Genomic DNA, 12,350 nt, shown 5'->3' with positions numbered 1-12,350 from the left:
TGCCAGGGGCCGGACCACAGCCTGCACGGCCTTGATGACCAGCTGCCCCTGCTCTGGCGGGAACTTGGCATGCATGACCCACATGCCCTCTTCGTCCTGGAACCAGTAGAGCTCCCGGGCCAGCTCGTGCAGGGCTTCGGTATCCGGCGACGGCGCGGCCCCATGCCCGGCGGCCTCATCCGCCAATCCGGCACCGGCATCATCCACCAACCCGGCAGCGACACGCTCCGCTTCGTCAGCGGAACCGCCTGCCGGCGCGATCTCATCGGGCCCCCAGTCCAGCAACCCCACCAACACCGGATCCGCAACGGGCTCATACCGGCTCACCAGCCTCTCCAGATGCCCGGCGCTGTTCTCCTGAGCCAGGTTCACCATGAAGCCCTCGTTCTCCGGCGTCGCCACCCTGGTGATGGCGCGCACCTTGGAATAGGAGAGACCGCCCTCCGAGAATGCGTCATTCACCTCCGGCAGCGCTTCCAGCTGCCGCGCCACCCGCACCTTCTCGCGCGCCGCACCCAGGGTGATGCCGCAGTGGGCCACCAGCCAGTGGGCGCAGGAGCGAAACGTGCCCTGCTCGCGCCAGCCACCACAGCGGTCGAACTCCGCAATCAGCCTCAGAAGGCGGTGATTCGCAGCATTCATTTGCGCCGAGAGCAGGGTAATCGCCTGCCCCAGCTGCGCCCCGGTCAGCCGCCGGGGCCAATCTTCCACAATCGCCGGTACGCCCATGACAAAGCCCTCAATACTGTATGGATACACAGTATTTTAGGCGCGCCGCAGCAAAACCCCAAGGACCGCGTTACATCAAATGCGGCCACCCTGCGAGCGGGCAATCAAACAGAAGGGTCAGGTTCGCCCCCGGCCCCTGCTCTCCCCGATCATCGCCTAAATTCCGCTAGCACCAGATAATTGTCTCGCGTCCAGGATTGGCCTGTTCTACCTGTCCTACCCCCTTTTTCCTGATTCCGGATCGCCGCGATGAGGGCCACCGATCCGAGTATGAGCATGACACCGAGCCTCGAATACGAGGGGCTTCACCACTACCTGCCAATGAATATCGGCAACCGCTCAGTAAACCGCCTTCCGTCACCAAGTCCCCACTTGAAATAGGGCTATTCTCACCCCATTTACTCTCCATTGAGAAATGAATTACCCGTGCATACGCCGGTGTGACAGGAGACGCAAGAATGAGAATGGACAAACTGACCAACCAGCTGCAACTGGCGCTGGCCGATGCCCAGTCCATGGCCCTGGGCAAGGACAACAATTTCATTGAGCCGGTGCACCTGCTGGCGGCGCTGTTGCAGCAAGAAGGTGGCTCCACCCGGCCGCTGCTGCAGAAAGCCGGTGCCAACGTTGCCGGTCTGACCGCGGCAACTGCCAAGGCCGTTGAGGCGCTGCCTACCGTCAGTGGCAGCGGCGGCGATGTGCACATGTCAAATGACCTGGGTCGCATCCTCAATGTCAGCGACAAGCTGGCGCAAAGGGGTGGCGACGCCTATATATCCAGCGAGCTGGTACTACTGGCGATGCTGGAAAGCAAGAGCAGTGCCGGCGAGATGCTGAAGGAGCACGGTGTTACTGCCATTGCCCTGCAGGCAGCCATTGAACAGGTACGCGGAGGAGAAACCGTGAACAACCCCGAAGCCGAAGAGTCCCGCCAGGCGCTGGACAAGTACACCGTCGACCTGACCGAGCGCGCCGAGCAGGGCAAGCTGGACCCGGTCATCGGCCGCGACGACGAGATCCGCCGCACCATCCAGGTGCTGCAGCGGCGTACCAAGAACAACCCGGTGCTGATCGGCGAGCCCGGTGTCGGCAAGACCGCGATCATCGAGGGCTTGGCTCAGCGTATCGTCAATGGCGAGGTGCCGGAAGGCCTGAAGGACAAGCGTGTGCTGTCCCTGGACATGGGTTCCCTGCTGGCGGGCGCCAAGTTTCGCGGTGACTTCGAGGAGCGTCTGAAGGCGGTGCTCAACGAGCTGTCGAAGCAGGAAGGCCGCATCATTCTCTTTATCGACGAGCTGCACACCATGGTCGGCGCCGGCAAGGCCGAGGGCTCCATGGACGCGGGTAACATGCTGAAACCGGCCCTGGCCCGCGGCGAGCTGCACTGCGTCGGCGCCACCACTCTGGACGAATACCGCAAGTACGTGGAGAAAGACGCCGCCCTGGAGCGCCGCTTCCAGAAGGTGTTGGTGGACGAGCCTAACGAGGAAGACACCATCGCCATCCTGCGTGGCCTGAAGGAGCGCTATGAGGTGCACCACGGGGTGGATATCACCGACAGCGCCATTATCGCCGCTGCCAAGCTCTCCACCCGCTACATCACCGACCGTCAGCTGCCGGACAAGGCCATCGACCTGATTGATGAGGCCGCCAGCCGCATTCGCATGGAGATCGACTCCAAGCCCGAGGCCATGGATCGCCTGGAGCGGCGCCTGATCCAGCTCAAGATCGAGCGCGAGGCAGTGAAAAAGGACAAGGACCCGGCGGCGAAAAAGCAGCTGGAACTTCTCGACGAGCAGATCGAAAAGGTCCAGCGCGAGTTCTCCGACCTGGAGGAAGTGTGGAAGTCAGAGAAGGCTTCCGTGCAGGGTGCCGCCCACATCAAGAGCGAGATCGAGCAGGCCAAGCTGGACATGGAGGCCGCCCGCCGCGCCGGCGACCTGACCCGCATGTCCGAGCTGCAGTACGGCAGGATGCCGGAACTGGAGCGCCAGCTGGTGGCCGCCCAGGAGGCGGAGACCACAGAACACACCCTGCTGCGCAACAAGGTCACCGATGAAGAGGTGGCGGAAGTGGTGTCGCGCTGGACCGGCATTCCGGTGTCGAAGATGCTGGAGGGCGACCGCGAGAAGCTGCTGCGGATGGAGGCTTCCCTGCACCAGCGCGTGGTGGGCCAGGATGAGGCTGTTGCGGCGGTATCCGATGCCGTGCGCCGCTCCCGCGCCGGCCTGTCGGATCCGAACCGGCCCAACGGTTCCTTCCTGTTCCTCGGACCCACCGGGGTCGGCAAGACCGAGCTGTGCAAGGCACTCGCCGAGTTTCTGTTCGACAGCGAGCAGGCCATGGTGCGGGTGGATATGTCAGAATTCATGGAGAAACACTCCGTGGCGCGCATGATTGGTGCGCCCCCGGGTTATGTCGGGTACGAGGAGGGTGGCTACCTGACCGAGGCCGTGCGCCGTCGCCCGTACTCGTTGCTGCTGCTGGATGAGGTCGAGAAGGCGCACCCGGATGTCTTCAACATCCTGCTGCAGGTGCTAGAAGACGGCCGTCTGACTGACGGCCAGGGCCGTACAGTGGATTTCCGCAATACCGTAATCGTGATGACCTCCAACCTGGGCTCCGATCTAATCCAGGAAATGGCGGGCGAAGAGAACTACAGTGCGATGAAGGCGGCGGTGATGGGTGTGGTGGGCAAACATTTCCGGCCCGAGTTCATCAACCGCATCGATGAAACGGTAGTTTTCCACCCGCTGGCGGCAGACCAGATCCGTGGCATTGCCGACATCCAGCTGCACTCCTTGCGCCGGCGTCTGGCCGAGCGCGAGCTGCAGATCGAGATCACCGATGCCTTCATGGATCGCCTGGCGGCAGTGGGCTACGACCCGGTCTACGGCGCCCGCCCGCTCAAGCGCGCCATCCAGCACGAGCTGGAAAACCCGCTGGCGAATCGCATCCTGTCCGGTGAATTCGGTCCCGGCGACACCATATTGGTAGACGTCGAAGGGGAGGGGACTACGTTCGGCAAGCGCTAAGGGATGGCGCGTCATCCTCTTGGTTGACGCTCCACACCAGGCAGTTCGAGGGGCCGCTTGCCGCAGTTATTCGCAGTGCTGCTCGATCAAGGCGCGGGCAGTATTGCGCTGGGCTTCCCGCTCTTCTTCAGACATGTATTGGAAATCGCCCTGGTCGTCTCTTACCCGGACTCTAGCGTAGGTATTCAGCGTTTCCAGGTTCTTGCGTGCAACCTCGCAAATTTCGGGATTCTTGTGCACTTCTGTTGCGGGGTTGCGGGCAACAGGGTCGAACTCGTTGCCCACGCTGGGCACAACCTCCCGCGGTACCGCCCCCTGCTCCCCGGGCACGATCCGCTTCAGGCCCGACCGGGTCGAGATGACCTCGTAATCGGTGCCAGCCGGCGGCGGCCGGTCGCTGTGCACGGGGTTGCCACGGCTGTCCAGCCAGCGGTAGTAGGAGTCAGCGGCGCCGGCGTGAAGGCTGCCGGCCGCCAGAAGGACTATCAGGCCGCCCTGCAGGCCTTTGCAGAATGCTTGTTTCACTCGCATTTCCCTCACCCCCGGAGTATTGCTCTTTTAAAGTACCGCAGCTGCGGTGGCTGCGCAATCGGCAGCTGGCGGCAATAGTGATGCAGGAGACGAGTTTTGGACGGTTCGTGGCATTGACAAGCCGTCTTCGGACACCAACAATAGCCGGGTCTTGCAGATGGCAACGACTACCGCCGGGTACCCTCGGCCACTGGTCCACCGCAGTGATGTGATTATTCCCTGCGGCTGTTTGTGAGTCCCGTATTCAGCTCGCGCCCTATTGGCCGGGTTGAGGGCCAGATACTGCGCTACCTCGCAGGGCGACCGATGCACGGGTGTTCGTGATCGTTTTCCTCCGCGGAGTGCCCTTCCGGGTCATGTCCGGCGGGCCGGGTCACAGCACTGTATCGCGCCCGAGGGGGTGGCGTCGCCAGTCCGGTACCGGTCCAGGTGCCTGTCATTGCAACGTCTACACAGAAACTTGAACTGCCACGGCGAGGGTAACGCGCCGGGGGTTTTTGTTATTTGGGAGACAGATTGTGGAGTTGTTATCCGGCGGTGAAATGATCGCCCGTGCCCTGGAAGATGAAGGCGTCGAATACCTTTTCGGCTATCCGGGCGGCGCGGTTCTGCATATTTACGATGCCCTGTTCAAGACCAGCAAGGTGCCCCATGTACTGGTGCGCCACGAGCAGGCGGCCACGCACGCGGCGGACGGCTATGCCCGCGCCACCGGCAAGCCCGGGGTGGTGCTGGTGACCTCCGGCCCCGGCGCGACCAATGCCATTACCGGTATCGCCACTGCCTACATGGACTCGATCCCCATGGTGGTGCTGTCCGGCCAGGTGGCTAGCCACCTGATCGGTGAAGATGCCTTCCAGGAGACGGATATGGTCGGGATTTCCCGCCCGATCGTGAAGCACAGCTTCATGATCCGGCGTGCCGAGGAGATTCCGGCCACCATCAAGAAGGCGTTCCACATCGCCACCAGCGGCCGTCCCGGCCCGGTGGTGATCGATATTCCCAAAGATTGCACGCGCCCGGACGCAAAGTTCGAGTACCACTACCCGGACGCGGTGAAACTGCGCTCCTATGCTCCTGCCCAGCGCGGCCACACCGGCCAGATCCGCAAGGCGGCCAAGCTGTTGCTGGGTGCCAAGCGTCCGATCATCTACAGTGGTGGCGGGGTGATCATGGGCGAGAGCTGTGAGCTGCTGACCGCCCTGGCACGCAAGCTCAACTATCCGGTGACCAATACCCTGATGGGCCTGGGCGCGTACCCGGCCACGGACCGGCAGTTCCTGGGCATGCTCGGGATGCACGGTTTCTACGAGGCCAATATGGCCATGCATCACAGCGACGTCATCCTGGCAGTTGGTGCCCGCTTTGATGACCGCGTGACCAACACGGTGGGCAAGTTCTGCCCCGGTGCCAAGATCATTCACATCGACATCGACCCGACCTCGATTTCCAAGACCGTGGCGGCGGATATCCCCATCGTGGGTCCGGTGCAGTCGGTACTGCAGGATCTGATGGAGATTATCGACAACCTGCAGGAAAAGGAGCCCCAGCTTCCCGACGCATCCGCCCTGGGTCGCTGGTGGCAGCAGATCGAGGAATGGCGCGGCAAGCACGGCCTCTGGACCGGGCGCCGCTACGGCGAGAGCGACCGGATCATGCCTCAGCAGGTGATCGAGAGCCTGTACCGGGCGACGCAGGGCGACGCCTACGTCACCTCCGATGTCGGCCAGCACCAGATGTTTGCTGCCCAGTATTACAAGTTCGACAAGCCCCGGCGCTGGATCAACTCTGGCGGCCTCGGCACCATGGGTTTCGGCCTGCCCGCGGCCATGGGTGTGAAGCTGGCGTTCCCGGACATGGAAGTGGCCTGCGTTACCGGTGAAGGCAGCATCCAGATGAATATCCAGGAGCTATCCACCTGTACCCAGTACAAGACGCCGATCAAGATCATCAACCTGCGCAACAACTACCTGGGCATGGTCAAGCAGTGGCAGGACATGCAGTATGAGGGCCGCTACGCCATGAGTACCTACGAGGATTCCCTGCCTGACTTTGTCAAACTGGTGGAGGCCTACGGCCATGTGGGGATGCAGGTCACCAGGCTGGAAGACCTGGACCGCTGCATGGATGAAGCCTTCGCCATGAAGGACAAGCTGGTTTTCCTCGATATCTTCATCGACCCGATGGAGCACGTGTATCCCATGCACGTGGCCCCCAACGGCGCCATGAAAGACATGTGGCTGAGCAAGAACGAGAGGACCTGACATGCGACGCATCATTTCAATTCTGCTGGAGAACGAGCCCGGCGCCCTGTCCCGCGTGATCGGCCTGTTCTCCCAGCGCGGCTACAATATCGAGACCCTCAACGTTGCTCCCACAGAGGATGCGACCCTGTCGCGCCTGACCCTGACCACCACCGGGGACGACAAGACCATGGAGCAGATCACCAAGCAGCTGAACAAGCTGGTGGATGTGGTCAAGCTGGTGGACCTCACCGAGGGCGCCCACATCGAGCGCGACATGATGTTGATCAAGGTGCGCGCCAGCGGCCAGATGCGCGACGAGATCAAGCGCACCACGGATATCTTTCGTGGCCAGATCGTGGATGTGGGCCCCAATACCTACACCATCCAGCTCACCGGCACCGGAGAGAAGCTCGATTCCTTTGTTGCCGCGATGGCGGAGGCCGATATCCTCGAGGTCGTGCGTTCGGGGGTGGCGGGGATTTCCCGTGGGGAGAAGGTGTTGCGGCTGTAGTGGCCGGGGGAAGGTTCATCGGACCTGCCCCCCTGCCAGGGCGCGCCTCATTGTAAACCATATCGGTTTAAAATATATAAAGTAAACCTTATGGGTTGAATTTCGCGAAGTAAACTACTATGGTTAACTCATTCAGCGGTCAGTGGCTCTGCCTGATATGAATTACCTGGCATTGATTGGCGATATTTGTGGTTCGCGCGGGGTTGCAGACCGTGGGGAATTGCAGCACGCCTTGCACTCTGTACTGGAGGAGCTCAACGGGGCGCATGCCAAGGCGCTTGCTTCTCCAATTACCGTCACCCTGGGGGATGAATTCCAGGCGCTACTTACATCTGCTAAACCCATATGGGAGATGGTGGCCGTTATACAGGCCTCTCTCTATCCCGTGAGAATGCGCTTTGGTTTCGGAGTGGGGACAATTGCAACCGATATCAACCCGGAGGCAGCGCTGGGGATGGATGGGCCGGCTTTTCATCATGCCCGGGACGCGATGACAGTATTGAAAGAAGAAGGTGGTCTGTTTTTCATCAAGGGGGTATCCGGGACGAAATTGGCTAACCACTCACTCAGGTTAATATCCGAGTTGCAGAGTCAGTGGCAGCATAACCGCTTCAAGGTCTATCGATTCTACCTGGAGGGGCGGCCGGTGCAGCAGATTGTCGAATCTTTGTCGATCAGCAAGACTGCGGTATATAAAAATATCAACGATGGCCTATTGGAAACCTTCCACGGTATTCAGTCTGCAATTTCAGAGCAGCTGGAAGAGCAGCTGGAAGAGCAGTTAAGGTGAGCCAGCGTGGTTGAATACCAGTTTTACCTCTGCATCATATTGTTTACACGACTCGTTTACCTATACAGGGACGAAGCGACAGGCTGGTGGTTTTCCGCCAGCCTCGGTCTGGTTCAGGCCCTGATAGTGTTGATGGTCTTTGGTTTCAGCTCTCTCACAGTGGCCACTCTTGCTGTCGTATTTACATTGACAACGCTGTCTGGAGCAGTGGAAAAAATTCTGCCAGTACACTGGTGTCGGTTAGTCATGTTGGGCGGCATTGCGGTGATGCCTGCTGGCCTTTACCCGGCGCTGGGTGGTTTTACTCTATCTCCAATGGCTGCAGGCATGATGGATCATGCTGGCCAGATTGTCGCGGTTGTCGCAGGGCCGGTTCAGCTGGAGTCGGGCCGTGTGGTTTCTACACTCATGGGACTGCTGCTCCTGGCAAATGAGGTAAACATTGCCATGCGCGGAATTTTTCATTCTCTTGACCTGGTTCCGCGACTCGGTGAGTCGGAGACCGGTGGACAACCGGCGGCGAGAGATGAGCGGGAATACAATGCGGGAAGGGTAATCGGAATTTTGGAGCGCTGGTTGATGTTTCTCGTGGTGTTGTTTGGCAACAACTGGAGCGCGCTGGGTTTCATTATTGCAGCCAAGGGCTTGGCGAGATTCGACAAGCTCAAGAACCAGACGTTTGCTGAGTATATGTTGATTGGGACTTTGATGTCGGCGCTGTTTGCGATTGTTGTTGCCTGGAGTGTGGGGTAGACGTTTTACCGAACAAGCCACAAAAAAGGGCCCCGAAGGGCCCTGAAAACTCAGTTGGCCTGCGCCTCAGACAATCCGCTTCATCGCCGTCATGTAGCCGCGCAGTCGCCGGCCCACTATTTCCACCGGGTGACTGCGGATCTTGTCGTTCACCGCAATCAGCTCCCGGTTATCAACGCCATTGTCGCCGGCGATGGACTTGCCGATGACGTCAGTATCAATGTTGGCCATGAAGTCGGCCAGCAGCGGCCGGCAGGCATGGTCGAACAGGTAGCATCCGTACTCGGCGGTATCGGAGATCACCACGTTCATCTCGTACAGCTTCTTGCGTGCGATGGTGTTGGCGATCAGCGGCGTCTCGTGGAGTGACTCGTAGTAGGCCGACTCATCGATGATACCGGTGGCGACCATCGTCTCAAAGGCCAGCTCGACGCCCGCCTTGACCATGGCGACCATCAGGATACCGTGGTCATAGAATTCCTGCTCGCTGATTTCGGCGCTGGTATTGGGGGTGTTCTCGAACGCGGTCTCGGCGGTAGCGGCGCGCCACTTGAGCAGGTTGGCGTCGTCGTTGGCCCAGTCTTCCATCATGGTTTTGGAGAAGTGCCCGGTCATGATGTCGTCCTGGTGCTTTTCGTACAGCGTACGCATGATGTCCTTCAGCTCTTCCGCCAGGTAGAAGGCGCGCAGCTTGGCCGGGTTGGACAGGCGGTCCATCATGTTGGTGATGCCGCCGTGCTTGAGGCCCTCGGTGACGGTTTCCCAGCCATACTGGATCAGTTTGGAGGCGTAGCCGGGTTCAATACCCTTTTCCACCATCTTGTCGAAGCAGAGGATGGAGCCGGTTTGCAGCATGCCACAGAGGATGGTCTGCTCGCCCATCAGGTCGGACTTCACTTCGGCGATAAACGAGGACTCGAGCACGCCGGCGCGGTGTCCACCGGTGCCAGCGGCGTAGGCCTTGGCCAGCTCCAGGCCTTCGCCATTGGGGTCGTTCTCGGTGTGTACCGCAATCAGGGTGGGCACACCAAAGCCGCGCTTGTACTCCTCCCGCACCTCGGTGCCCGGGCACTTGGGTGCGACCATGATGACGGTGATATCCTCGCGGATTTTCATGCCCTCTTCGACGATATTGAAGCCGTGGGAGTAGGACAGGCACGCACCGTGCTTCATTAGCGGCATGATTTCGCTAACCACTGCGCTGTGCTGCTTGTCCGGGGTCAGGTTCAGCACCAGGTCGGCTGTGGGGATCAGTTCCTGGTAGGTGCCAACAGTGAACCCGTTGTCGGTGGCATTCTTCCAGGACTGGCGCTTCTCGGCGATAGCGCTATCGCGCAGGGTGTAGCTGACATCCAGGCCACTGTCGCGCAGGTTCAGGCCCTGGTTCAGACCCTGGGCACCGCAGCCGATGATCACCAGCTTCTTGCCGCGCAGTTTTTCCACGCCGTCCGCGAACTCCGACTGGTTCATGAAGCGGCATTTGCCGAGTTGCTGCAGCTGCAGGCGCAGCGGCAGGGTATTGAAGTAGTTCTGGCCCATGCGGGTAGACCTCGATTGATGAGTTTGACGGCGCACTCTACGCCAATCCGTGTATTGCGTAAAACGCTAAATAGTTGAAACAGTTTTGCAATAAGTGCAAAATTGGCTCATGGATACGAGAGGCTTGCAGGTATTTCTATCGGTCGCCGATTCGCTGAACTTCAGCCGCAGCGCCGAGCGCCTGCACCTGAGTGTCAGCGCTGTCAGCCGCACGGTACAGCGGTTGGAGGAGGAGTTGGGCCAGGAACTGCTGCAGCGGGATCAGCGCAGCATGCGGCTGACGCCGGCCGGTCGTACGTTTCTGGAGTACGCCCGGCGTAGTGTCGCCGAGTGGCAGGACCTGCGCCGGCAGATGCGGGGGGACCAGCAGCTCGCCGGTGAGGTCAACCTGTACTGCTCGGTGACGGCCAGCTACAGCATCCTGGCGCCGGTGCTGGAGGCCTTTCGGCAGCGTCAGCCCGGGGTCGAGATCATGTTGCACACCGGTGACCAGGCGGACGGAGTCGACCGGGTATTGTCCGGACAGGACGATGTGGCGGTGAGCGGCCGACCCGAGTATCTGCCTGCGCGGCTCGCCTTTCTCTCCCTGCTGCAGTCGCCGATGGTGGTGTGCATGCCGGCTGCGGACTGCGCTGTACGCCGCAGCATGCTGTCCGCTGACATGGCCTCACCGGGGTTTGACTGGTCGGGTATTCCGTTTATCGTCCCCGAGCGGGGTGTGACCAAGGACATGTTTGATGCCTGGCTGGAGCGACGTGGCAGCAAGCCGCGGATCTATGCCCAGGTGGCGGGGCACGAGGCCATAGTCGCCATGGTTGGGCTGGGTCTGGGGGTGGGTATTGCCCCGGAACTGGTCATCCAGGCCAGCGGCATGGCGGCCCGGGTGAGTCCGGTGCCGGTGTGGGAGTCCCTGCCGCCGCTGGACATCGGTCTGGTCAGTCTTTCCTCCCGGTTGACGGATCCACGGGTCAAAGCCCTGTGGGGTGTGGCCCGGCAGACCTACGGCACCCCCTTTTGATACAATGTCGGTCCATTTGATCCGGGCACCAGTATGAGTGACGCAAGGGACGATAAAACCCAGGACTCAGCGCAGGATTCCCAGAGCGATCTGCAGGGTGTGACACAACCGCTGGAGCGGATCGTCGACGAGCACGAGGAGGAATTCTCCGAAAATGGCCGCACCGTGCGCCGCAAAGGTGTTTATCTGCTACCGAACCTGATGACCACGGGTGCCCTGTTTGCGGGCTTCTACGCTGTGGTGTCCGCGATGCGCGGTGATTTCGAGAGCGCTGCTGTCGCCATCTTCGCGGCCATGGTGCTTGACGGGCTGGACGGTCGCATTGCCCGCATGACCAATACCACCAGCAAGTTTGGAGCGGAGTACGACAGCCTCTCGGACATGGTGTCCTTTGGCGTGGCACCGTCGCTGGTCATGTTCAGTTGGGCCCTGGGGGAGCTGGGCAAGTTTGGCTGGAGTGCGGCCTTTGTCTACGTGGCCTGTGCCGCCCTGCGCCTGGCCCGGTTCAACACCCAGATCGACACTGCGGACAAGAACTACTTTACCGGGCTTGCCAGTCCCGCCGCGGCGGCGATCATCGCCAGTACGGTGTGGGTCTGCAACGACCTGGGCTGGGTCGGAGAGCAGTTGCCTCTGGAGGTCGCCATCGTGGTGGCAGTACTGACTGCCGTGACCGGGCTGCTGATGATTGCCAATTTCCCCTATTACAGCTTCAAGCATGTGGATTTCCGCGGCCGGGTGCCCTTCGTGGCGATGATTGTGTTGATCCTGGTCATTAGTCTGGTGACCCTGAACCCGCCCAGCATGTTCCTGCTCGCATTTCTTGCCTATGCGGTATCGGGGCCTGTCATGCAATTGCAGCGCTGGCGTCAGGAGAAACGAGCCGCGTCCTGAGGTAAACGCCGGTTGTTGCTGCTTTATTAAGCAGTTTCCCCGCTTGTGGCGAATACTTTGAAATATTTTTGTAAAAGGCCTTGCGGGGTCTCAAGCGATACGTATAATGCGCATCCTCGGTTGGGGCAACCACCAACGAGAAACCGGCAGCCGCAGCGCTTCCGGGTTATTTAACAAAGAAACGAAGACAGATGTGTGGGCACTTGTTGGGATAGTTGTACGACTATTCAGACACAACAAGTGACTCATCGATTCATTTAATGAATATATGATTTCGAATTGTGTCTGAGCCGAGATTTGGGTG

Annotated in this window: 10 protein-coding genes; 7 read left to right on the top strand and 3 right to left on the bottom strand. The window is 60.4% G+C overall.

The window, feature by feature from the left end; translation table 11 throughout:
- A partial coding sequence (locus tag RLO07_RS00870; RefSeq protein WP_462290242.1) for a DUF222 domain-containing protein occupies nt 1-759 on the bottom strand: 759 nt, incomplete at its 3' end.
- 428 nt (nt 760-1,187) lie between these two features.
- Here RLO07_RS00870 and clpB point away from each other — a divergent pair.
- On the top strand, nt 1,188-3,764 hold the full coding sequence (clpB, locus tag RLO07_RS00865; protein ID WP_462290241.1) for an ATP-dependent chaperone ClpB: 2,577 nt from the start codon (nt 1,188-1,190) through the stop codon (nt 3,762-3,764).
- 66 nt (nt 3,765-3,830) lie between these two features.
- On the opposite strand, the gene RLO07_RS00860 is transcribed toward clpB, so the two are convergent.
- Nucleotides 3,831-4,289, bottom strand: a complete 459-nt coding sequence (locus RLO07_RS00860) for a DUF4124 domain-containing protein (protein WP_462290240.1) — start codon at nt 4,287-4,289, stop codon at nt 3,831-3,833.
- 524 nt (nt 4,290-4,813) lie between these two features.
- Here RLO07_RS00860 and RLO07_RS00855 point away from each other — a divergent pair.
- The 4 genes from RLO07_RS00855 to RLO07_RS00840 all read left to right on the top strand — a co-directional run bounded on the left by RLO07_RS00855 (nt 4,814) and on the right by RLO07_RS00840 (nt 8,595).
- Nucleotides 4,814-6,559, top strand: a complete 1,746-nt coding sequence (locus RLO07_RS00855) for an acetolactate synthase 3 large subunit (RefSeq protein WP_462290239.1) — start codon at nt 4,814-4,816, stop codon at nt 6,557-6,559.
- A gap of 1 nt (nt 6,560) precedes the next feature.
- Nucleotides 6,561-7,052: an acetolactate synthase small subunit gene (gene ilvN, locus RLO07_RS00850; protein ID WP_462290238.1), complete on the top strand. Its 492-nt coding sequence runs from the start codon at nt 6,561-6,563 to the stop codon at nt 7,050-7,052.
- A gap of 157 nt (nt 7,053-7,209) precedes the next feature.
- Nucleotides 7,210-7,842: a SatD family protein gene (locus RLO07_RS00845; protein WP_462290237.1), complete on the top strand. Its 633-nt coding sequence runs from the start codon at nt 7,210-7,212 to the stop codon at nt 7,840-7,842.
- A gap of 6 nt (nt 7,843-7,848) precedes the next feature.
- Nucleotides 7,849-8,595 (top strand): hypothetical protein, encoded by a 747-nt coding sequence (locus RLO07_RS00840; protein ID WP_462290236.1) that lies wholly within the window; start codon nt 7,849-7,851, stop codon nt 8,593-8,595.
- Between the two features lie 66 nt (nt 8,596-8,661).
- Here the strand turns inward: RLO07_RS00840 and ilvC are convergent, their stop codons facing one another.
- Nucleotides 8,662-10,134 carry a ketol-acid reductoisomerase gene (ilvC, locus tag RLO07_RS00835; protein ID WP_462290235.1) on the bottom strand — a complete coding sequence of 491 codons (1,473 nt, stop codon included), beginning with the start codon at nt 10,132-10,134 and terminating at the stop codon, nt 8,662-8,664.
- 109 nt (nt 10,135-10,243) lie between these two features.
- On the opposite strand from ilvC, the gene ilvY reads away from it, so the two are divergent.
- A complete protein-coding gene (ilvY, locus tag RLO07_RS00830) occupies nt 10,244-11,152 on the top strand; it encodes an HTH-type transcriptional activator IlvY (protein ID WP_462290234.1) in 909 nt (302 codons plus the stop codon).
- Nucleotides 11,153-11,185: 33 nt separating this feature from the next.
- Nucleotides 11,186-12,046, top strand: a complete 861-nt coding sequence (pssA, locus tag RLO07_RS00825; RefSeq protein ID WP_462290233.1) for a CDP-diacylglycerol--serine O-phosphatidyltransferase — start codon at nt 11,186-11,188, stop codon at nt 12,044-12,046.
- Nucleotides 12,047-12,350 lie beyond the last annotated feature (304 nt).

Source organism: Haliea sp. (assembly GCF_040221975.1).
Classification (GTDB): Bacteria; Pseudomonadota; Gammaproteobacteria; order Pseudomonadales; family Halieaceae; genus Haliea.
This window is presented reverse-complemented; position numbering and strand designations above follow the sequence as displayed.

Coding starts and splice junctions, on each gene's coding strand:
- clpB (WP_462290241.1), top strand. CDS start 1,188: ATGAGAATGGACAAACTGACCAACCAGCTGCAACTGGCGCTGGCCGAT.
- ilvN (WP_462290238.1), top strand. CDS start 6,561: ATGCGACGCATCATTTCAATTCTGCTGGAGAACGAGCCCGGCGCCCTG.
- RLO07_RS00845 (WP_462290237.1), top strand. CDS start 7,210: ATGAATTACCTGGCATTGATTGGCGATATTTGTGGTTCGCGCGGGGTT.
- ilvC (WP_462290235.1), bottom strand. CDS start 10,134: ATGGGCCAGAACTACTTCAATACCCTGCCGCTGCGCCTGCAGCTGCAG.
- ilvY (WP_462290234.1), top strand. CDS start 10,244: ATGGATACGAGAGGCTTGCAGGTATTTCTATCGGTCGCCGATTCGCTG.
- pssA (WP_462290233.1), top strand. CDS start 11,186: ATGAGTGACGCAAGGGACGATAAAACCCAGGACTCAGCGCAGGATTCC.